The 22,317-nt window shown below is 41.0% G+C and carries 16 protein-coding genes; 5 read left to right on the top strand and 11 right to left on the bottom strand.

Annotated elements, in window-relative coordinates; translation table 11 throughout:
• Positions 1-5: 5 nt before the first annotated feature.
• Positions 6-1,445, bottom strand: a complete 1,440-nt coding sequence (locus tag SC428_RS09680; RefSeq protein ID WP_318707323.1) for an FGGY family carbohydrate kinase — start codon at positions 1,443-1,445, stop codon at positions 6-8.
• 539 nt (positions 1,446-1,984) lie between these two features.
• On the opposite strand from SC428_RS09680, the gene SC428_RS09675 reads away from it, so the two are divergent.
• From SC428_RS09675 to SC428_RS09660, 4 genes are all read left to right on the top strand, one after another.
• The gene (locus tag SC428_RS09675; RefSeq protein WP_070925167.1) at positions 1,985-3,385 is read left to right on the top strand and encodes an NAD(P)/FAD-dependent oxidoreductase; all 1,401 of its coding nucleotides are present in this window, start codon (positions 1,985-1,987) and stop codon (positions 3,383-3,385) included.
• Positions 3,382-4,611 carry an NAD(P)/FAD-dependent oxidoreductase gene (locus tag SC428_RS09670; RefSeq protein WP_318707321.1) on the top strand — a complete coding sequence of 410 codons (1,230 nt, stop codon included), beginning with the start codon at positions 3,382-3,384 and terminating at the stop codon, positions 4,609-4,611. The genes SC428_RS09675 and SC428_RS09670 overlap by 4 nt, the downstream gene beginning before the upstream one ends.
• Before the next feature lie 36 nt (positions 4,612-4,647).
• Positions 4,648-5,424, top strand: coding sequence for a DeoR/GlpR family DNA-binding transcription regulator (locus SC428_RS09665; RefSeq protein WP_140181739.1), 777 nt, complete (start codon positions 4,648-4,650; stop codon positions 5,422-5,424).
• A gap of 106 nt (positions 5,425-5,530) precedes the next feature.
• On the top strand, positions 5,531-5,875 hold the full coding sequence (locus SC428_RS09660; protein ID WP_070925165.1) for a DUF1937 family protein: 345 nt from the start codon (positions 5,531-5,533) through the stop codon (positions 5,873-5,875).
• Between the two features lie 177 nt (positions 5,876-6,052).
• Here SC428_RS09660 and ybaL read toward each other — a convergent pair whose 3' ends face one another.
• Entirely contained in the window at positions 6,053-7,795 is a 1,743-nt protein-coding gene (ybaL, locus tag SC428_RS09655; RefSeq protein ID WP_070925164.1) for a YbaL family putative K(+) efflux transporter, read from the bottom strand.
• 358 nt (positions 7,796-8,153) lie between these two features.
• The gene (locus tag SC428_RS09650; RefSeq protein ID WP_070925163.1) at positions 8,154-9,377 is read right to left on the bottom strand and encodes an MFS transporter; all 1,224 of its coding nucleotides are present in this window, start codon (positions 9,375-9,377) and stop codon (positions 8,154-8,156) included.
• A gap of 461 nt (positions 9,378-9,838) precedes the next feature.
• Here SC428_RS09650 and ushA point away from each other — a divergent pair, with 461 nt between their 5' ends.
• Positions 9,839-11,506, top strand: coding sequence for a bifunctional UDP-sugar hydrolase/5'-nucleotidase UshA (gene ushA / locus SC428_RS09645; RefSeq protein WP_140185804.1), 1,668 nt, complete (start codon positions 9,839-9,841; stop codon positions 11,504-11,506).
• Positions 11,507-11,742: 236 nt separating this feature from the next.
• Here the strand turns inward: ushA and SC428_RS09640 are convergent, their stop codons facing one another.
• The 8 genes from SC428_RS09640 to copA form a co-directional block, all read right to left on the bottom strand.
• Positions 11,743-12,888, bottom strand: coding sequence for an acyl-CoA dehydrogenase family protein (locus tag SC428_RS09640; RefSeq protein WP_318707315.1), 1,146 nt, complete (start codon positions 12,886-12,888; stop codon positions 11,743-11,745).
• On the bottom strand, positions 12,867-14,468 hold the full coding sequence (locus tag SC428_RS09635) for an amino acid adenylation domain-containing protein (RefSeq protein WP_318707313.1): 1,602 nt from the start codon (positions 14,466-14,468) through the stop codon (positions 12,867-12,869). Before SC428_RS09635 ends, SC428_RS09640 begins: the two co-directional genes overlap by 22 nt.
• Before the next feature lie 3 nt (positions 14,469-14,471).
• Positions 14,472-14,720, bottom strand: coding sequence for an acyl carrier protein (locus SC428_RS09630; protein WP_070925161.1), 249 nt, complete (start codon positions 14,718-14,720; stop codon positions 14,472-14,474).
• A gap of 38 nt (positions 14,721-14,758) precedes the next feature.
• A complete protein-coding gene (locus tag SC428_RS09625; RefSeq protein WP_318707310.1) occupies positions 14,759-15,850 on the bottom strand; it encodes a 3-oxoacyl-ACP synthase III family protein in 1,092 nt (363 codons plus the stop codon).
• A gap of 378 nt (positions 15,851-16,228) precedes the next feature.
• Positions 16,229-17,314 (bottom strand): 3-oxoacyl-ACP synthase III family protein, encoded by a 1,086-nt coding sequence (locus SC428_RS09620; RefSeq protein WP_140185796.1) that lies wholly within the window; start codon positions 17,312-17,314, stop codon positions 16,229-16,231.
• A gap of 366 nt (positions 17,315-17,680) precedes the next feature.
• Entirely contained in the window at positions 17,681-18,157 is a 477-nt protein-coding gene (gene ybaK / locus SC428_RS09615; RefSeq protein WP_140181726.1) for a Cys-tRNA(Pro)/Cys-tRNA(Cys) deacylase YbaK, read from the bottom strand.
• Positions 18,158-18,175: 18 nt separating this feature from the next.
• Positions 18,176-18,976, bottom strand: a complete 801-nt coding sequence (locus tag SC428_RS09610; RefSeq protein ID WP_318707303.1) for a TraB/GumN family protein — start codon at positions 18,974-18,976, stop codon at positions 18,176-18,178.
• 345 nt (positions 18,977-19,321) lie between these two features.
• On the bottom strand, positions 19,322-22,267 hold the full coding sequence (copA, locus tag SC428_RS09605) for a copper-exporting P-type ATPase CopA (protein ID WP_318707301.1): 2,946 nt from the start codon (positions 22,265-22,267) through the stop codon (positions 19,322-19,324).
• Positions 22,268-22,317: the final 50 nt, after the last annotated feature.

Here is a 22,317-nt window from a genome sequence, read left to right as displayed (position 1 = left end):
TTTTATTAGTGTCTTAATTGGCGAGAACGGGCGATAATATCCCGATATTGCTCCATGACACCTTGCATGCAGGTGCCATCCGGTTGTGTCACGGTGGCATTACGTCTTACTGTCATCTCGTGTGAGATCCCCAACCCTTTACGGGCGAGCAGTGCGGCACCTAAAGCCGTAACTTCACGATTTGCTGGTGTTTCAATATTTTTTTGTAATAAATTAGCGAGAAATTGTTTGAAATATTGGTTGGACGATAACCCTCCATCAACTGAAATTGATTTTCCTAGTGGTGAAATTTTTTCCATTGCAAAAATGACTTCTGCGGAGCGTGCTGCAATACCTTCTAATACGGATTGCATCATGTCTTTTTTATCGGTATCTAGGGATAGCCCAGCCCAAAGCCCTGCGGCGCTACGATCCCAATAGGGGCATCCTAATCCAGAAAGTGCGGGAACAAAGGCTAAACCGCGTTTGATGGCGGGTTCAGCTCTGAAATCGGCTAACTCATCAAATTGCTCAAATAAGCCAATTTTTTTAGCCCAGTTAATTGCAGAGGCTGCGTTGTAAACACCACCATCCAAGCCGAAAACGGGAGGTTCATCAGGGAATTTCCAACAAAGTGTTGGCAATAATCCGTTTTCATGAGTTTGAGGAATATCAGCTCCGGTTAGTGCTTGTAGAAAGGCACCAGTACCAAAGGTGATTTTTGCATCGCCTTTATCACGACAGCCATGTCCGAACGTTCCTGCGAATTGGTCGACAATAATTGCCGTAACAGGCGTTAAATGGCCATCAAGATTAATCGCGCCAAAATCGCCAATATTGTCACGTAATGGTGGTAAACAATGGATTGGCACGCCAAATATTTCACACAGTTGTTCATCCCACTGTAATGTGTGGATATTCAATAATGAGGTTCGTGAAGCTGAATTATAATCGGTAACATAGACACCACATAGCCGATCTAAAAAGAAGGCATCCATAGTGCCAATACGTAACTTGTTTTTATCTGCTAATGTTTTGGCTCCGACAACATTATTAATAATCCATCCCATTTTGCTGGCAGAAAAATAAGGATCCAGTGGTAGACCTGATTTAGCCTGCACAATAGGCCCTAAGCCGGCATCTTTAAGCTGCTGAATAGTTTTTTCTGTTCGCAAGTCTTGCCAAACAATGGCGTTATAGAGTGGGCGCTTGCTATCAGCATCCCAAGCAACAATGCTTTCACCTTGATGGCAAATACCAATCGCATCAACTACATCACAGCTGTGTAAGCACTTTAATATATTTGTCAGTATCTCTTCAGGATCATGTTCCACCCAGCCACTGTTCAGCGTGATCTGCTTATGAGGAATACTCATTGGGGAATGATAGTGGCCGCTTTCGTCGAAGACGACAACCCGGGTTCCCGTAGTTCCCTGATCGATTGCAGCGTAACGTTGATTAAGCATCGCATCGTTTCCTCATCTCTATACTCGTCATACTTCAAGTTGCAACTTTGTTGACTACGCTCATTCGCACCAGTCACGTACTTATGTACGCTCCTAGCGACTCATTCACTTGTCGCTTTGTTGACTACGCTCATTCGCATCAGTCACGTACTTATGTACGCTCCTAGCGACTCATTCACTTGTCGCCTTGTTGACTACGCTCATTCGCATCAGTCACGTTTCTAACGACTTATTCACTGGTCGCTTTGTTGACTACGTTTATTCGAATGATAACCCTCTTTTAGCAACGGTCTGTGTGTCTTGAATTCTGTTGAGCCTAAATGTTGTAAATTGGTCTGTTTTTTTGCTTACTATCGTTCAATCGGAAATAAAATCCACAAAAAACTCACATTATGTTTCACTGATGTGACAAATGTCACAATAAAGCAACAATGTGGGATGGTTTTGGGTTTTGTTTGATGTTTACGTTGTTTTTTGAGTTGTTATTGTGGTTATTGTGTGGTTTTATGTGTGCAAGTGTTAAGTAAAGGATCTCAGCCATGGATATTAATAATAAAAAAATTTGGGATGTCATTGTCATAGGCGGTGGTGTCATTGGCTGTGCGGTGACCCGTAAGTTTACATTGATGGGTGCTAAAACATTATTGCTTGAACGAGGCGGTGATATTTTGTCAGGTGCCAGTAAAGCGAATAGTGCGATATTACATACAGGTTTTGACGCCCCACCAGGGAGCCTTGAACTCGCTTGTATGCAAGAGGGATATCGGGAATTTAAACAAATTCAACATAAAATGAATTTACCGATATTGGAAACTGGCGCTCTAGTCGTTGCTTGGAATGATGAGCAACTTAGCAAACTGGAAGGCATAGTTGAACAAGCACACACCAACAATGTGATGGACGTGGCTTTGATTGATAAAGCAGAGCTTTATCGACGTGAACCTAAATTAGCCGAAGGGGCGTTAGCGGCGGTGATTGTTCCAGGGGAAGCGGTGATAGACCCATGGAGCACACCATTGGCTTATTTAACCCAAGCGGTAAAGCACGGAGCTGAGTATCAATTTCATTGTGAGGTAACTGCGGGCAGTTTGAATGGCGGTTTGTGGAAATTAACCACATCAAAAGGTGAGTTTTCTGCCCGATTGGTGATCAATTGTGCCGGTATTAATGGTGATATTGTTGAATCGATATGTCATCCATCGCCATTCCAAATAAAACCACGTAAAGGGCAATTCTTAGTTTATGACAAAGCCGCTGCGGCGGATATTAATGCTATTATCTTACCTGTGCCAACCGCGATAACCAAAGGCGTTTTGCTGTGCAAAACCATTTTTGGCAATTTATTACTAGGCCCTACCGCAGAAGAGCAGCAAGATCGTTGGAAAGCGGAAGTTAAACAGGAAGTGCTTGAAGATTTGATTTCTCAGGGAGCAAATATGTTGCCATCACTTCACAATTATAGTGTGACGGCAACCTATGCGGGTTTACGGCCTGCTACGCAAGAAAAACATTATCAAATCGCTGATTATCCTGATAAACAGTGGATATGTGCTGGTGGGATCCGTTCAACAGGGCTAACTTCAGCACTGGGGGTGGCAAGCCATCTCGCCTCACTGTATCAGCAAAATTTCGAACCGCTATTTGAATTGTCTCCACCCACTGAGCTCATTTGGCCGCAAATGCCTGTATTGTCTGATTATCATCAACGTGATTATCAATGCAAAAATAATGGTGGCATTGTATGCCATTGTGAACTCGTGACTCAACGAGAAATAGAAGCAACGTTTGATTCCGATATACCACCTGAATGTCTTGGTGCGCTTAGACGCAGAACCCGAGTCATGATGGGGCGTTGTAATGGTTTCTATTGCAGTAGTCAAGTGGCTGAAATTATTAATGGTCGTTTTGACAACAGCTTGGCCGTGGAGGCGGTAAAATGAATTTAAATTATGATATCATTATTATCGGTTCCGGTCCTGCTGGCGTAGGTGCGGCGCTGTCATTGCGTCGTCGTGGGATCCACAATATTGCGATTTTAGAGCGTGAAGCCCACGCTGGCGGTGTTCCTCGTCACTGTCAACATCCAACTTTTGGCTTATTAGCGTTTAAACGGCCCATGAAAGGTAACCAATTTGCTGAAAAAATTGTCAGCAACCTTGGTGATACGGCTATTTTTACCCGTAGTACGGTGATAGATATACTACCGCAAGGCGTGCTAAAGGTTTCAACGCCTGATGGTATTGTTGAAATGCGGGCGAAACGTATTTTAATTGCCACTGGTGTTCGTGAAACACCGCGCCATCCTCGATTAGTATCAGGGCTACGCCCTCAAGGAGTATTAACTGCGGGGGCATTACAGCAATTTGTGTATCTCAAAGGAAAAAAGCCTTGCTTAAACCCCGTTATCGTGGGAAGTGAATTAGTCAGTTTTTCTGCCTTGTGGACGTTAAAGAATGCAGGGGTTAAAGCTCAAGCAATGATAGAAAGCGGTGAGCGAATATTAGCGTTTAAAGCTGCAACCTTATTTGCTAAAGCAATGGGCACACCTTTGTATCTTAATAGCAAGATCATTGAGATTGGTGGCTTAGAGCGTGTGGAATATGTGGTTATTGAGACCGCAGGTAAAACACAGAAAATAATCTGTGATGCTGTTATTTTTACTGGCAGTTTTGTCGGCGAAAATACCCTGATCCGTAAAAGTCACCTTGATTTTGATGCGAGTACAGGAAAACCAGTCACCGATCAATTTAGTCGTTGCTCTGACCCAAGTTACTATGCTGCGGGGAATATGCTGCATCCTGCCGATATGGGGGATCAGTGCTATCAAGAGGGCATATTAACGGGACAATATATGGCAGAAGATTTACTTGAAAACCATCATCAAGAGGTCGCTAGACATACACCACGGATCCCAGTGAAATTTGCTGAACCAATTCGATTTAGCGTACCTGCATGTATTGATTATACGAGCCAGAAAATTGAACGAGTTGATTTTAATATTAAAGTGAATTCAGCATTCACGGGAACTATTCAAGTGGTTGCGGGTAATACAGTTCTTTATAAGAAAAAAATTCGTTGCTTACCGACTCGTCGTATCCTATTGAAAGATATTGATTTAACAAAAATTCAGCCTGATGCTACGGAAATTTGCATCAGTGTTGTATAGTGCTGTAAATGTTAAATAATTGAGAAGGGTAAAACTATGTCTGAGGGGCGTTCTTCTAAGGTACGGCACCAAACTATTATCGAGTTGCTTTCGACTCAAGGGCAGGTGTATGTACAGGATCTTGCTAAGCAATTTGATGTTGCGCAAGAGACTATCCGGCGAGACCTCAGTAAGTTGGAATCTCAAAAATTATTGAAAAAAGTCCATGGTGGTGCAGTTAATATTCAATCAAAATTTGAGCGTAATTTTTCTGAACGAGCCCAAGCTGCTGTGGATGAGAAAAAGGCGATAGCCGTGAAAGCGGCATCGTTGATCAAGCCAGGTGACACGTTATTTATCGATTTTGGCACTACAACATTTGAATTTAGCCAGAGGGTTAAATTGATTGATAATATAACAGTCATTACGAATTCGCCGTTATTAGCAAATACATTACAAGAGAACCCAACAATAGAAACCATTTTAATTGGTGGGCAATTTAATGCCGCTCTTAATGCTTGCTTAGGTGGGATCGCATTAAAAAATATTACTGAATTTTTTGCTGACTATGCTGTGATTGGGGCTGGTGCAATACATCACTTACATGGCGTGATGGATCAACATGTTGATGAAGCTGCCATTGCACAGAAAATGATGGAAAATAGCGACAAATTAATGGTATTGGCCGATTCGACTAAAACAAATAAGCATGCGATTAATGTTGTGACAGGGTGGGAAAATATTGATTATTTAATAACAACCTGTAAAGAATTTAAATTAACCGATAATAAAAAACGTTCTAAAACAAAGATTATTGTGGCAGAACTCACATAATAATTTGTACTAAAAAATAATAAAAATCTCATTAAAGAATAATATTTTTTTATTCTTTATGGATTTTTTTATCCAAAATTTAATTAACCAACACCAGGGGTTAACTATGAAACTGTATTTTATTGCGTGTCCTTATTCAGATCCAGACAGTAGTGTGGTTGAAATGCGTTTTCAAGAATGTACTAAAGTCGCTGCCGAACTCGCACTAAAAGGTATTGCAACGTATAGCCAAATTACGATGACGCATCCAATTAACCAGTATTTACTACAGCAAGGGAAAAAAGTTGCTTGGTCAGAGATTGATATGGCCTTTCTTTCCCGTTGTGATGGCTTAATCGTCTTAACACTTGATGGTTGGGATAGAAGTAGTGGAGTTGCCGCAGAGATAGATTATTTTAAACAAAAAGGCATGCCAGTTTGGACTTATGAGGAGTTTTTACAACACTTTTAACGCAATAACATGCATTATCAGTATTAATTAGTTATAAATCGCCAAGAGACTTTTAATTAAAATAACTTAGGTAAACCAACTCATTGATTTTCGGATGATAACACGGAGTGGGAAAAACATCGCTTGGTCAACAATTTTAAATAAGGGAAGCCAAAGCTTCCCTTATTCGTATTATCATTAATGAGAGGGTTTTAGGTACTCAGCAAGATCTTTTGCTTCAGCCTCTTTTGATGTTGGTTCATCATCAATAGAGCAACCATATTCAGTCACATCATTACACATAAAAGTTGCCATCGCTTTGGCAATTTCGTGTTCACCTATAATGATATGATCAGCGCCACGCTCTTTAATAAAGCTGACTTCATCATCATAGTGGGCACGCACAATCACAGAAATATCAGGATTGAGTTCTTTAGCGTGGGTGACTATTTCACCTGCCTCATAACCATTCGGGATAGTCAATAAGAGCGTTTTAGCACATTCAATACGTGCAAGACTGATAATATCTTTATTTGCACCATTGCCTAAAATAGCGCTAAAACCATTTTCTGCCAGCTCTTCAAACTTCGCTCGCGTATCTTCAACCACGACCAATGGAATATTACGGCGGCGCAGTTTATCCGCTAGCATTCCACCAACACGACCATAGCCAACGATAATTGCATGACCACAAATATCGACAGGGATTTGTGTCTCTTCTTCTAGTGTTTCTTCGAGTAGCTGCTCTTCGATAGTTTCGGTTTTTTCTAAGTACTTATCCAGTAAGCTAAATAATACCGGATTTAGCATAATCGAGACAATCGCACCAGCGAGCACAAGGTTTTGTGCCTCTTTATCCATGACACCGAGTGCCATGCCCATACCTGCTAAGATAAAGGCAAACTCACCGATCTGTGCAAGGCTGACGGATATAGTGAGTGCTGTTCGCCGCGAATGGCCAAACATACGGACTAATAATAATGCAGCCGCTGACTTACCAATAATAATAATTGCGAGAACTGCGATCACACCTAATGGATGCTCAAGCAATACCACAGGGTCGAACAGCATACCAACAGAAACAAAGAACAGAACTGCAAATGCATCTCTCAATGGTAACGTATCTTGTGCCGCACGGTGGCTCAGCTCAGACTCATTGAGTACCATACCAGCAAAGAAAGCGCCTAGGGCAAAAGAGGCATCAAATAGGGCAACAGCTGCATAGGCGATACCCAGTGCTAAAGCAAGCACCGCAAGGGTAAATAGTTCACGAGAACCGGTTGAAGCCGTACGCGATAAAATCCATGGAATAACGCGACGACCAATCACTATCATAATGATAATAAAGGCAACAACTTTACCAATAGTCCAAGCAAGACCTAACAGTAATTCACTAAAGCTTGCTTGTTCAGAATTCATAATAGCAGCAGCGGCTGGTAATAGAACTAACGTCAGTACCATGGCTAAGTCTTCAACGATCAACCAACCGATAGCTATTTGCCCGCGCTGACTTTCAATAAGCTGCCGTTCTTCTAAGGCACGCAGTAATACAACGGTACTGGCGGTGGATAAACACAGGCCAAAAACAATCCCTGAGAACGTTCCCCAACCAAATAGCGTAGAAAGGCCTAAACCTAAAAGTGTAGCAACGGCAATTTGTGCAATAGCCCCTGGAATCGCTATGGCTTTAACCGCTAACAAATCCTTTAACGAAAAGTGTAAACCAACGCCAAACATTAGCAATATAACGCCAATTTCAGCTAATTCAGGAGCGAGAGTCGTATCGGCAACAAAACCCGGTGTAAAAGGACCGGCTAAAACACCAGCTGCAAGGTAGCCCACGAGAGGGGATATTTTTAATCGCTGAGCGATCATACCTAACAAATATGCAAGGGCGAGACCACCAACAATGGTTGTGATTAAGGGCGTAGAATGCTCCATTTAGTCTCCTCTAAAATTCCCATCATACTTCGAACTGTAGCGTTGTTGGTTTCGTTCATCCGCCCCAGTTACATATTTAGCTATGCAATTTAGGAATTAAGTCACTTTTCGACTGGCTACAATTCTAATTACTTTGGGATATTAATTTATATTGTGAATAGCAGAATTGCTATTTTAGCGTTATTTGAGAAAAATTTCCTTAAAAAATTTCAATGTTTTTCAAATAAAAGTGCTTTTTTAGTGCTAAATCGTTACAAAGATGTCATTTGTGTGATTTTTTGTTGAGTTTTAAGTGGGATATAGATGGATGTGCCCATACTTATTTTTTGATAACTATGGGCAAAATAAAGAAAAATAACTATTTTTGTTCTAGATTTGGTAATAATACGGTAAAAATGCCAAGTAATGGCAAAAAAGCACAATATTGATAAACTTGTTCAATACTTGTCTTATCAGCAATTTGCCCTAGCACCGCTGCACCAACGCCTCCCATACCAAATGCTAATCCAAAAAACAGCCCTGAAACCATACCTGTTTTACCGGGGATCAGCTCCTGAGCATAGACTAAAATAGCCGAAAACGCGGATGCCAGTATCAACCCGATGATAACGGTTAAAATACTTGTCCAGAAAAGAGATGCATGTGGTAACAGCAAAGTGAAAGGCGCAACACCTAAGATAGAAAACCAAATAACGTATTTACGGCCAATCTTGTCGCCTACAGGGCCACCAATCATGGTGCCTGCTGCAACAGCGAATAAGAAGATAAATAAATGTATCTGTGCGTTTTGTACTGAAACGCCGAATTTATCAATTAAATAAAAAGTGTAATAGCTACTAATACTGGCTAAATAGAAGTATTTAGAAAACACCAAAATCAATAGTACCGTTAATGAGCCAATGACGACCTTACGAGGAATAACTTTAATTTCAATATGATGAGCAGGTTTTTTGCTTGCAGCACGGTGCTGTTGTTTGTACCAACGGCTTACTTGCAATAGAACAACAATCGCTAAAAGTGCTGCTAATGAGAACCAGCCCACATTACCTTTACCATAAGGTTCGATCACTAGTGCTGCTAATAATGGACCTAAAGAGGAACCTAAATTCCCTCCGACTTGGAAAAATGATTGTGCGAGACCATGGCGTCCACCAGAGGCCATACGTGCAACTCGCGATGATTCGGGATGAAAGACCGAAGATCCTGTACCCACTAATGCTGCGGCTAACAAAATCACAGGGAAAGTTTCCGCCATGGCTAGCAGCAATAACCCCGTTAGGGTAAAGCCCATTCCGATTGGCAATGAGTATGGTTGTGGATGCTTATCAGTATAGTAGCCAATAATTGGTTGCAATAACGAAGCGGTGATTTGATAGGTTAGGGTGATCAACCCTATCTGTGCAAAACTTAGTGAAAAATCGGATTGCAGTAATGGGTAGATAGCGAGTATCAGCGATTGGATCATATCATTGAGCAAATGAGAAAAGCTGATCGCACTCAGGATACTAAAAACCGTTTTTCCTGTTTTGCCTATAGGTTTAGATGGCGTGGTATTACCGGGGTTACTTGCTTGTTCACTCATAATGATTAACTTCTGGTTGTGGTTGCAGAATGGTGTTACATAATTGTTATCAATATAACCCATATATAATTTATTTGAATCAATAAATATCACGGGTAAAAAAATCACTAACTAGATTAATTTGATTGATGTCTCAATTTAATGAAACAAGGGGTGATTTATGCAGTCTGTAACCGACTATGGTCGCAATTTTATGCTATATACTCTAAATAATTCGAGATTCAGTTAGGTGATAAGTGAGCAAGTCACTAGGCGTATAGAAAATTATGTGACTGGTGTGAGTGAACGTAGTCAACAATGCTAAAACTTGAAATATGATGAGTATAAAACACCCTTTTAATCATCTACACATATCATACAAAATTCATCAGCTCTAAATAATTCTAGATGCAACAAGAACAGTTAATATCGACGCTGCAACTTGAACTATAACGAGTATAGTGTATAGCAGGGAGAAAAAGATGAAGTTAACCTTTAAAGCATCCGTATGTGCATTGACGGTATCTTTAGCCTTATTGCCAGCCGCATTGGCAAATGCTTGGGAAAAAGATAAAACCTATAATATTACAATTTTGCACACCAATGACCATCATGGCCATTTTTGGCATAACGATCATGGCGAATACGGTTTAGCGGCACAAAAAACGGTGGTTGATGAAATTCGTGATGAAGTGGCTAAACAAGGTGGCAGCCTTTTACTACTTTCCGGTGGTGATATTAATACGGGTGTTCCAGAGTCAGATTTACAAGATGCTGAGCCTGATTTTAAAGGCATGAATTTAGTGGGTTACGATGCGATGGCATTAGGTAACCATGAGTTTGATAATCCGCTTGATGTATTACGCACCCAAGAAAAATGGGCTAATTTCCCGTTCTTATCTGCGAATATATATCAAACCAGTACGGGTAAACGCCTATTTAAACCGTATCAAATTTTCGATAAGCAAGGGGTAAAAATTGCGGTATTAGGTCTAACGACGGATGACACTGCAAAATTAGGTAATCCTGCAAACTTCCCTGATGTTGAGTTTAGAACGCCAGCCCTCGAAGCCAAAAAAGTGGTTGAAGAGCTTCGTGAAACCGAGAAGCCAGACATTATTATCGCGGCAACCCACATGGGCCACTATGATGATGGCCAACACGGTTCAAATGCACCGGGTGATGTGGAAATGGCACGTAGTTTGCCTGAAGGTTACTTAGATATGATTGTTGGTGGACATTCACAAGACCCCGTTTGTATGTCCGCAGAGAATAAAAATTACAAACAGGTTGATTATGTACCGGGAACGCCTTGCGCCCCTGATAATCAAAATGGAACATGGATAGTACAAGCTCATGAATGGGGTAAATATGTTGGTCGAGCTGATTTTGAATTTAAAAATGGTAAGTTTACGCTGAAACATTATCAATTAATTCCCATTAATCTGAAGAAAAAAGTGACTAAAGATGATGGGACTAGCGAACGTGTTTATTACACTCAAGAAATTGCGCATAACCCAGAAATGATGAAGCTGTTGACACCTTATCAAGAAAAAGGTGGCGAACAATTGAATGTTAAAGTTGGGACAGTTGACGGCAAACTTGAAGGTGACCGCAGTAAAGTTCGTTTTGTTCAGACCAATATGGGGCATCTACTGCTAGCGGCACAAAAAGAGCGAGCTGGAGCGGATTTTGCGATTATGAGTGGCGGCGGAGTGCGTGACTCAATCGAAAGCGGTGATATCACTTATAAAGATGTATTGAAAGTTCAACCCTTCACCAATGAATTAGTGTATGTGGACTTCAAAGGGAGTGAAGTATTACCTTATTTGCAGGCCGCTGCGAATATGAAACCAGATTCAGGGGCTTATGCGCAATTTTATAATGTTAGTCTGACATTAAACGCAGATGGTAGCATCAGCGATGTGAAAATTGATGGTAAACCTGTTGATCCACAAAAAACCTATCGTATGGCGACATTGAATTTCAATGCGATCGGTGGTGATGGATATCCGAAAATTGATAGTCATCCAAGCTATGTGAATACAGGCTTTGTCGATGCCGAGGTGCTGAAAGGCTATATTGAGAAGCACTCACCACTTAAAGCAGCTGATTACCAGCCAAAAGGTGAGATTGTGTATAAAAAATAGTTCTACTATTTTTTAAATCAAAGCCTTATCGTTATTTTGACGATAAGGCTTTCAAACATATACGACAAGTGACTTGTTGAAATAGGTGATAAAGCCTATAACCAAATGACGGTTTTTTATTGTCTAAACTCGTTATACTTCAAGTTGCAGCGTCGATGTTGACTGTTCTTGTTGCATCTCGAATTATTTAGAGTATATATGCTCTTTATTACTTGGATGGCTAAGAACCCAATCCCCTACAACCCTAGTTCCATCGCAATAATATTTCGCTGAATATCCGATGTTCCCGAATAAATTAATGAAGCGATGGAGTCTCGAATGCCTCTTTCTGCCGGGCTATTAGCTAAATAACCTTGAGCGCCATAAAGCCGAAAAACATCAAGAGAAAACTTGGTATAGGTTTCAGAAACAAATAATTTAGCGCTGGCCGCTTCAAGAAATGCATTATGTCCCTCATCCTTGAGCCTAGCGACACGATAAATCATTTCTCTGGCCGCATCTAAGCTGACTTTCATATCAACAAGCCGATGTGAGACAGCCTGATTTTTACTGATAGCGTGATCAAATTGTTTTCGCGTTCGCGCATGCTGGATAGCGTTTTCAAGCTGCCGCTGCATGGTTCCTAGTGCACTTGCGAGTAAGCAGCCACGTTCATTTTCCATGGCATTTTCAAAAATAGCCATACCTTTACCTATTTTGCCCAGCACTGAACTAACAGGGATCCGACAATCTTTTAGGGTAATTTTGCCCATTTGTGCAGTGCGCATTCCCATTTTAGGTAATGGAGAGCTAATCTCTAGGCCGGGTGTGCTTGAGGGAACAAGAAATGCAGTAATACCAAGTGGATCTAAATTTGGATCTAGATTTGCGTAAATGACAAATAGATCCGCGATAGGGGCATTGGTGATATAGCATTTAGTCCCATTTAAAATGTAATGGCCATCTTGTTTAACGGCTTGAGTTTGCATTGAGAAAACATCTGAACCTGCTTGTTCTTCAGTCGAGGCATTAGCGCCAATCATTGAACCATCAAGCAGGCTAGGAAGAAATTGGGCTTGTTGCTCAGGGGTTCCATGTGCGATTAATGGCAGAACTACAGTCCATAGATGCGCATTGATAGAAAATAATAACCCATTGTCTTCACAGCCATAGCCTAAGCCTTCCATAACGGCAATCAGTTCAGTTCGAGTCGCACCTTTACCGCCAAATTTTTCAGGTATAGCGAGACGAAATAATCCGAATTCAGCGCATTTTATCCATCCTTCGTGGTCGAACATCGCTAAATGTTCAGTAAGTGCCAGATCTTTATATAAGTGTTTATGTGCAAATTGCCTTGCATGATGATTTAAATCTTGCAACTTCAGAGGTCGATCGTTGAGCATAATACCTCCAATTTTTTGTAATCAGTTTTTCCCGTAGATATCCGTGGAATAGAGTCTAAATAATGAAAAAGGTCGGGCAACATATAGCGAGCAAGGTGATTGTGGCAGTATTGATGCAAATTTAGAGAAGAAGCTTGAGCTGTTTTTGCAACGATAAAGGCATAAATACGGGTGTTCGAGTGAATTGTCTGACTGACAACGGCACACTCCATTAAGTCTGGATGTGTTGTGAGTATTTTTTCTATTTCATCAAGTTCTATTCGGTAACCAAGACGTTTAATCATCCGGTCATTACGTCCAAGAAAAATAAACCCTTCTTTATCAGAGAAACGCACTCTATCCCCTGTGTTATACCAACGTTTACCCTCTAACCAAACTACCTTTGCAGCCATTTGTTCTGGTGAATTCCAATAATTATCGGTAACAGAAGGCCCTGTAATACACAGCAAACCAGTTTCGCCATGTGGAACAATACGATGTTCCTGCTCATCTATGATAATTGCTTCACAGTGTTTACATGGAAAACCTATGGGTAATGGATTGATACGACTTTCTGGAATATTTGATGGTACAGGATAAAAAGTACATACATTCGTTTCAGTGGGGCCATATAAGTTGTAATAATTCGGAGCAGGCCAATGATGCATCAGTAAACGTAACTTCGCGATAGGGAAAACCTCCCCAGCAAAAAGAACAAGGCGTAGTTTGTTTTGGGGAGGAGGTGTTGAAAGTCGCTGGAAGTGCTCCGCTAGCATGCCTAATATTGCTGGTGCAGAATACCAAACAGTAATTTCTCTGTTTGAAATAAATGCGGCTAAATGTCGAGGGCTTGCAGCAATGTCTGAATCAATAAGGTGTATACAGGCACCATGTTTTATGGCGACATAAATATCAAAAATAGATAAATCAAAATGAAATGGCGCGTGGCTAGAAACGTGATCGTGTTTGGTAATGGCAAATGTTGAAGATGCCCATTCAATAAAAGAAATGGCATTAGCATGTGTTATCTCTACGCCTTTTGGGACACCAGTAGAGCCCGAAGTATATAAAATATAAGCTAACCGATTTAATTCAGATGGATAGTGTGGATATGCGTCGATATCATCTTGTGTTGGATCTACTGTAGGATAATCTAATAGGTCATTGCTTTGGTTTATTCTTTTTTCTTGAATAATAATAATACGGGACTTAAATTGTGGCTCTGACGCTATCAGTGTTTTTGCTAGTTCGCTGGTTGTTAAAATAGCTTGTACTGAGCAGTTATTGAATATTGTTGCTGCTCGAGTTGTTGTACTCTCCGCATCCACCGGAACATAGGCTGCCCCTAGACGAAGTACACCGAAAATACTCGCGAGTGTCAGTGATGTCTTGTGCATTAATATTCCAACACGATCGCCAGAAACAACATGGTGTTGATGAAGTGATGTAGCGATCCTATCGGCAGCATTAGAAAGCTCTTGATAGGTCAAAGAGAGTTCATTTGAATCGACAACCGCTAATGCATCAGGAAATTGCGCGACTGTATTATTTAAATAATAGATAATATCAGTCGGTTGTGAATTTATAAGCTGTTGGCCCATATTTTATCTCTCTAATAATTTATTTTCTATGTAATCAGTTATTTTGTTAATTGAAATAAAGTATTTTCGAGGATCACTAATACCAACATCGATATCAAAAGTATCTTCAATAAAAGCTACGATGCGCACAATAGAAAGGGATGACAAGATACCTGACTCAATTAAATTAAAGTCATCAGATAATGATTCATGACTTCCTTTAAGTATATCTTGGTGAATAAGAGTACGGACTTTGATTAAAATATCAGACATAAAATTATCCTTATAAATATATGTTATGAAGAAAATGATTATTTATGGTTAATAACAGAAGCAGGAGCGGGAGGCGTCCCCGTGATCACATTAGGCCAGCGGAATACGGCAGCAGAAGCTTCACTATGCGCGCCATAAGCATATAACATGATAATTTCTCCAGGTTTTATGCGCTGTTGAACTACCGCGGTATACAGATTAAAAGGCATAACGACTGGACCCGTATAAGCTGTGCTAGGAAAAGTGTTGATGACCTTTTCTTTATCGAGCCCTAATGCATTGGCGGAAAATTCAGCATGCCAAGCAGTTGGTGCATTCGCTGCTACACATTGAACGTCATCAACAGTGAGCTCCGCTTTACGCAATGCACCATCGACGGTATACCTAAGGTGAGACTCTGACGTTTTACGTAATACATGCGTGACAGAAGTATCGGCACGCACCCGTATACGTTGTTTAAGTGGGAAATATTTACCTTCGACGGTATCTAAAAGCCATGTTCCACAGGTGCTACCAAGATGTAAGCTGTCAGAGCCCAGTAGCCCAAAACCGTCTTCGACTGGCCCAACAATAAAAGCAGCAGAAGCATCACCATAAAAACGTAAGGCAATATCATCATCATCAATTGCACGTGAAAAAAAGGCAGTTGCAACAACGAGGACTCTATTTTTTTGTCCTGATTTAACTAAAGCGCAAGCAGTTAATAAAGCAGCCATTGATCCTGCACAGGTAGCCTCGACATTAAAAGCACCACCTCTAATACCTAATTCGTTTGCAAGGTAACCTGCATCACCTATACCGACACGATCAGCAAACATTGTGGTTGCAATTAAACCATCTATTTCGCTGGCGGATATAGCCGCTGCTTGTAAAACATCAGTAGCCGCTTTCATTCCTAGGGATACAGAGCTCTCATTAGGATCAACAACCACTCTACGTTCGATACTGCCTAAAAAAGGATCTGCGAGATAAGGAGCCATTGCTTCATCATAAAATTGATAGCGTGAATTATGGCGATAAGCTAATTCATTGTTATCGTTATTTTGGGTAGTTTCTTCATTCCACCATGAATTAGTTCGTAAACCTTCAGGTAAATGAACAGCAAGAGCTTGGATGCCTACTGATAACATAAACACTCCTTTAATAAATAATAACTATCTATAATATATAAGGTGAAATTAATATTTTTATGGGAAATAATTTCTTCTTAATTAGTTTTGAATTATATGATTAATTAAATATTGCAAATAAAAAAATAAATGTCCATATTGGTTGCTGTTTTAAAATGAATTAATCAAAAATTTTATTTGTTAATGATTATTTCATTTGTAGATAGGAGCTTATTGTTGATAGGTATTTTATGTACTTAAATATAATAACATCATTAATATTGATGTGTTATTTTTATTATAAATAGATGAAGAAAGCGCTAGAGTGTCTAACGCTAATATTAATAAGATGATAGTAATAAATAAAATATGAGTGAATGTTTATTGTAAATATCTCTATCAATTCTGATTAATTATCGTAGCGTCATCTGGCGGTGGGCCTAGGCTTATATCATTCCAACGAAAAATAGCTGCCGAGGCTTCTGTTTGTCCGCCATAGCCATACAGTAAAATAATTTCACCCGGTTTAATCATTTGTTGTGAAGCGGCAGTATAGAGGTTGAAAGGTACCGTGGATAATCCTGCATAAGCAATTTGAGGGTAGGTATTAATCACACGAGTTTTATCTATGCCTAAAACGTTAGCCGAAAATTCAGCATGCCAAGCGGTGGTGGTACTTAATGCAACACAGTCAATTTCACCAATTGAAAGTTTTGCTTGGCATAAGGCTCCTTTTACCGTGTGTGTGAGATATTGTTCTGCTGTGGTGCGTATCACTTGTGCATATAAGCGTGAAGGACGCAACCTCATTCGTTGATTAATAGGTAACGACTGATCCTCTATTATATCTATAGACCAATTACCACTGGTTTGACCTAGATGTAAAGAATCAGAACCTAGCAGCCCAAAACCATTTTCGACGGTTCCGATGATAAAAGCCGTGGATAGGTCGCTGACAAAACGTAAAGCTTTATCGTCATCTATAATGCGAGAAAATAGTGTGGTTGTAACAACTAATACTTTACTTTTAATTCCTGATTTAACTAATCCACACGCGGTGAGTAATGCAGACATTGCGCCATTACACGATGCTTCAATGTTAAATGCTCCTCCTCCTATGCCAAGTTTTTCTGCTATTAGTGCGGCATCCCCAAAACCAAGCCGATCAGGATACATAGATACTGCGATTAAGCCATCAATCTCATTAGCGGATAGATTTGCAGCCTGTAGAGCCTTGGCTGCTGCCTTGACACCTAGTGATACAGATGTTTCATTATTATAAACAACTCTACGTTCAATACTGCCTAAAAAAGGGTCTGTGATATAAGGCTCCATTGCCTTATCATAAGCATAATATTTTTTATTCGTTAATGTTGGGGGAGGCGTCATGCCATAATAGGGAATAGGCTTATTATCCCACCATGAATTAGTTCGCAGTCCTTCAGGTAAATGAACGGCGAGTGCTGTAATTCCAACGGAATGCATATTTTCTCCATTAAATAAAAATAGTGATATTTGATAAAATATTATTCCTCTTTAAATCTAAGTTGGATTAAATTTATAACTTAATAAGAGGGTTGTTGGGCGGAAAATTCTTGTTTTATCTCTATAAATATGGTTTTTTTATTTTTTTATGCAAGTTATTTTGTAATATTCCATATGTTATTAATGGGCTTTAAATAATTTTAGTATAACTTTATTATGGTTGTAATAAATAACTTAGGTTAACTTTAATCTTATTATTAATATAATTAAGTAGGTGAAATGACTTGCGCGATATTGCTTAACAAGTCATTTTTTAATAGTTGTCAAACTATGGTGATAGGCAGAATGATAGAAAATGAGCGCTTATCACTCTTTTTTTATGTCAGCAAATTTAGCATTTAACACATTAGCTAAATCAGTCGGCGCTAATTCAATATCTAGCCCTCGTTTCCCACCTGAAATAAACATGGTTGCAAATTGCTGTGCTTGGCTATCAATCACTGTTGGTAGACGCTTTTTTTGACCTAATGGACTAATACCACCGATTAAATATCCTGTTACTTTTTGCGCGATTTGTGGATCTGCCATTTCAACTTTCTTAACGTTAAAGACTTTAGCCACTAATTTTAGATCCAACTGCCCTGAAACAGGGGTAACAGCAACAGCAAGGCTTTTTTGATCGCCATTAAGTGCCACAAGTAGCGTTTTGAATACTTGTTTAGCATCTAGACCTAATTTATTGACAGCCTCATCACCAAAATTGTGCTCGCTTGGATCATGATCATAAGGATGAAGAGTAAAGTTAATCTTTTGTTTTTCTAATAATTTAACTGCTGGAGTCATTGTTATACCTATTTGTATTCAATTGCGTAGATAATCGATTAAGCTACCATCACCAAATAAATGTAAAGCGCCAACTGCAACGACATAGTTGCCATCAGGCAATGCTTTTAACCTTGCGCTCCAGTCTTGATTACGTTGTGACATAAGTACCTGATAAACATCATCACTAAATGTTTTAGGTAATGTGATGTTGTTCTCAGGCTGATAATCAAGCCACCAGCTGATCATGGTTTGTAATGAACGGGCATTGGTACGCCAATGTTCTAGCGTATCTTGCAACAAAGGCAAGCCTTCTTGAGGCAGCTTTAACAGTAGCTCAATTTGGGAATCTGTGCCTTCAAGCTCAATAATGTTTTTTTGCTGTGATTGTGCGTTACGTAATAGCTGATAATCAATACCATATTGTCCACGTAGGCCGAGTCCTTGAGCTTGCGTCGCTTGTAGGATCAACGCGATTTGCCATGAAGGTAACGTATCAAATTGTGCAGGATCTTGATGAATTTCTTGGCAGTAATGGGTGAATAGGCTGTATTCATCAGTAGTTAAGCGTTGCTGTACTGGCTCACGTAAGTCTTCGTCTTGTGTGAAGGGAGTACGTGTATCCGTAATATCGGCTTCAACAATCAATGCATCAGCGCAGTTTAGTTTATCCAAGAGGATTTCTGACAGCGGGAACATATTGTCCGTACCCATATGGATGCTACCAACAATATGTAATTTTAATTTTTTCGATAATCGTACGTCGATAGCGGGGTAAGGGTAGGCCGGCGCCGCTTCCATATGAAGCCAATTTTTTAAATTTTCTAGCAGCTTAACCATGGTTCTTCCCCATATTTCAACATTAATCCATTAGGTTAAACAATCTTGACACAATTTTCGACTCACTTTGTACTATTTTGTCGTCAAAATTGATATGACGTTAAATCACTGAGTTGTTTTGCTCTTAATATTGGCTATGCATTTGATAAAAAAAGACCCGATTGCTCGGGTCTCAGACTGTTGTCAAACATATCATGTTTGGCGGCAGTCGTTAGGGGTTCTGAAATAAACGAGGAAAATCGATTTATTGATTTTCGGCTGATAACACGGAGCGGGAAAAATCCCGCTTTTATCCCGCTTCGTCAGCAACCTAAGACCCGATTGCTCGGGTCTTTTGGTGATCAACTAATCTTGTTTTGGTTTAAATCGTAGTAACCGGTTTGCGTTAGTGACTACGGTAATCGATGATAATGCCATCGCCGCACCTGCCACGACTGGGTTTAATAAAGTCCCTGTGAGGGGGTATAAGATCCCAGCTGCAATTGGGATACCTAATGTGTTATATACAAAGGCACCGAATAGGTTCTGTTTCATATTACGCAGTGTACCTTTTGAAATCGCAACTGCATCAGCAACACCGTGTAAGCTTTGGCGCATTAAGGTAATTGATGCCGTTTCAATCGCAATATCACTACCGCCGCCCATCGCGATCCCTACATCGGCGCGGGCGAGTGCAGGGGCATCGTTGATACCATCTCCGACCATTGCCACTTTATGGCCTTTTGCTTGTAGTGCTTCGATAGCGGCGGATTTACCATCAGGCATCACACCTGCGATCACTTCATCAATACCCGCTTCTTTGGCAATTGCTTTAGCGGTGACTGGATTATCGCCAGTTAACATCACTAAACGGAAGCCTTGTTTGTGTAGGCGAGCCAGTGCGCTCACACTGTCTTCACGCAGAGGATCTCGGATAGACAGTAATGCGGCAATTTTACCGTCAACGGCTAACAATACTGGGGTAACCCCCATCGAGGCTTGTTGATGTAATGTCTCTTCAATGGCACTGGTATCAATATCATTTTGCGTTAACAATTTTTGGTTGCCGAGCAAAACGGTTTTACCATTAACCACCGCACTAACCCCAAGGCCTGCTAAAGTTCTAAATTGTTCACTGGCTGGAATGGTTAAGTCTTTCGCACGACCCACTATCGCTCTCGCTAATGGGTGATTAGAGCCACTTTCCAGTGAGGCTGCCAGTTGTAAGGCTTCATCTTGTGAAAAATCATTGAATGTGTGAATGTCGGTAACTTGAGGCATGCCTTCGGTTAATGTGCCTGTTTTATCAAACACAATGGTGTCTAATTCACTGGCTTGTTGCAAGGCATCGGCATCACGTACCAATACACCAAACTCAGCCGCACGCCCAACCCCTGAAATGATCGACATTGGGGTGGCCAAACCAAGAGCACATGGACAAGCAATGATCAGAACGGTTGTGGTGATCACTAAGGCGTAGGTAATTTGTGGAGCAGGGCCGACAAAATACCAAATCAATCCTGAAATAATCGCAATTGCCACGACAACTGGGACAAATATGGCTGAAATACGATCAGCCAGTTGGCCAATTTGCGGTTTACTACTTTGTGCTTGGCGAACGAGATGAATAATCCGTGCAAGTGTAGTTTGGCTGCCGACTGCCGCTGCTTTAAATAGAACTGTGCCATCTTGAACGACAGTACCTGCATGAACCTGATCGCCTTTGCTTTTTTGTTGCGGAATAGGCTCGCCTGTGAGCATGGCTTCATCTAGCCAGACTTCACCTTCGATGATTTCACCATCAACCGGTACGCGATCGCCAGTTGCTAGGCGTAATACCATGCCTTGTTTCACTTGCTCAAGAGGCATGTCAACTTCACCTTGTTCAGTGACAACACGAGCGGTAGGTGGTGTGAGATCAAGTAGTCTTTCAAGTGCTTTTGATGAACGCTGGCGAGCCCGTTGCTCAAGCGCATGACCAAGGTTGATTAGACCGATAATCATCGCACTGGCTTCATAATAAAGATGGCGTGCTTGCTCAGGGAATATATCAGGCCATAAGTTGACTACAATGGAGTAAAGCCATGCCGCACCGGTCCCTAAGGCAACTAAGGTATCCATAGTTGCACTGCCATTTTTTAGGCTTTGCCACGCATTTTTATAGAAGTGGCCGCCTGCAAATATCATGACAGCTAACGTTAAAACACCAATGGTTAGCCAAATAGAATGATTTTGTGGGCTGAGCATCATATTGTCGCCCATCATTCCCCAAATCATCACGGGGATCCCTAACGCGAGGGCGAGTGCAGATTGCCAACGAAAACGGCGCATATTGGCATCAGCAACTTGTTGCTGACGTTCACGTCGCTCAGTTTCATCTTGAATAATCTCAGCGCCATAACCTGCTTTTTCTACAGCCGCAATCAATGCGGCTGGTTGGGCAGTTCCCGTGACTAAAGCACTGCGTTCAGCAAGGTTAACGCGCGCGTTTTCAACCCCCGGTACGCTACTGAGTGCTTTTTGTACTTTATTGACACAACTTGCACAGGTCATGCCGTCTAATAAGAGTTGAACGCTGTCATCTGAAGGGGATATTTCAGGTTGTTCACCTAAATCTGCTTGTTGAGCCGGAATATCACAGATTGCCGCTGAGTCAGTTTCCGGCTGCTCAATGGGTGTAGTCAACGGCTCAGTTTTTGGGGAAGCATTCTCTTCTTGGCTTAACGTTGCTTGGTAGCCAGCCGCCACAACCGCGGCAATTAATGCTTCAGCCGAAGCAGTACCACGAACAGTCGCTGTGGTGGTATTCACATCCGCTTGCTCTACACCAGCGACAGCTTCCAGCGCTAAACGGGTTTTTTCTGCGCATTTCATGCAGTTTAACCCAGAAAGTGCTAAAACCTGTGTATTCGGCTGTTCAATACTGGCTTTGTAGCCGGCTTGTTCGACAGCGCTGATCAAGGCATCAACCGTGGCTGTACCATAAACTTTCGCTTGCTGTGTATCGACAATTGCTGTTGCTACGCCATCAACCGCTTCGAGAGCTTGTTGAGTTTTTGCTGCACATTTCATGCAAGTCAGACCTGAAAGTTGCAAGACAGTATCTGGTTGTTCAGCCACTTTGGCTTGATAGCCAGCGTCTTCAATGGTTTCAATTAATGATTGTACAGGGGCGTCACTATCAATGACGGCATACTCAATCGTGACTTTAAATTGATGAATGTCGGTACGAGCCTCAAGTGCTTTGGTGACTGTGCCGACACAGTGCATGCAACTTAATCCTTGCAGGGAGAGAATGATTTTGCTACTCATAAGTGAAATTCTCCTTAACTCATGACGGATCCTGTCTTTTTGATTATCAT

The organism is Providencia sp. 2023EL-00965 (assembly GCF_033550225.1).
Taxonomy (GTDB): Bacteria; Pseudomonadota; Gammaproteobacteria; order Enterobacterales; family Enterobacteriaceae; genus Providencia; species Providencia manganoxydans.
The sequence above is the reverse complement of the archived record's forward strand: the minus strand, read 5'-3'. Positions and strand labels throughout refer to the sequence as shown.

What these genes read in the sequence shown, in the direction of transcription:
- SC428_RS09680 (WP_318707323.1), bottom strand. Translation starts at nt 1,445, where the DNA reads ATGCTTAATCAACGTTACGCTGCAATCGATCAGGGAACTACGGGAACC.
- SC428_RS09675 (WP_070925167.1), top strand. Translation starts at nt 1,985, where the DNA reads ATGGATATTAATAATAAAAAAATTTGGGATGTCATTGTCATAGGCGGT.
- SC428_RS09670 (WP_318707321.1), top strand. Translation starts at nt 3,382, where the DNA reads ATGAATTTAAATTATGATATCATTATTATCGGTTCCGGTCCTGCTGGC.
- SC428_RS09665 (WP_140181739.1), top strand. Translation starts at nt 4,648, where the DNA reads ATGTCTGAGGGGCGTTCTTCTAAGGTACGGCACCAAACTATTATCGAG.
- SC428_RS09660 (WP_070925165.1), top strand. Translation starts at nt 5,531, where the DNA reads ATGAAACTGTATTTTATTGCGTGTCCTTATTCAGATCCAGACAGTAGT.
- ybaL (WP_070925164.1), bottom strand. Translation starts at nt 7,795, where the DNA reads ATGGAGCATTCTACGCCCTTAATCACAACCATTGTTGGTGGTCTCGCC.
- SC428_RS09650 (WP_070925163.1), bottom strand. Translation starts at nt 9,377, where the DNA reads ATGAGTGAACAAGCAAGTAACCCCGGTAATACCACGCCATCTAAACCT.
- ushA (WP_140185804.1), top strand. Translation starts at nt 9,839, where the DNA reads ATGAAGTTAACCTTTAAAGCATCCGTATGTGCATTGACGGTATCTTTA.
- SC428_RS09640 (WP_318707315.1), bottom strand. Translation starts at nt 12,888, where the DNA reads ATGCTCAACGATCGACCTCTGAAGTTGCAAGATTTAAATCATCATGCA.
- SC428_RS09635 (WP_318707313.1), bottom strand. Translation starts at nt 14,468, where the DNA reads ATGGGCCAACAGCTTATAAATTCACAACCGACTGATATTATCTATTAT.
- SC428_RS09630 (WP_070925161.1), bottom strand. Translation starts at nt 14,720, where the DNA reads ATGTCTGATATTTTAATCAAAGTCCGTACTCTTATTCACCAAGATATA.
- SC428_RS09625 (WP_318707310.1), bottom strand. Translation starts at nt 15,850, where the DNA reads ATGTTATCAGTAGGCATCCAAGCTCTTGCTGTTCATTTACCTGAAGGT.
- SC428_RS09620 (WP_140185796.1), bottom strand. Translation starts at nt 17,314, where the DNA reads ATGCATTCCGTTGGAATTACAGCACTCGCCGTTCATTTACCTGAAGGA.
- ybaK (WP_140181726.1), bottom strand. Translation starts at nt 18,157, where the DNA reads ATGACTCCAGCAGTTAAATTATTAGAAAAACAAAAGATTAACTTTACT.
- SC428_RS09610 (WP_318707303.1), bottom strand. Translation starts at nt 18,976, where the DNA reads ATGGTTAAGCTGCTAGAAAATTTAAAAAATTGGCTTCATATGGAAGCG.
- copA (WP_318707301.1), bottom strand. Translation starts at nt 22,267, where the DNA reads ATGAGTAGCAAAATCATTCTCTCCCTGCAAGGATTAAGTTGCATGCAC.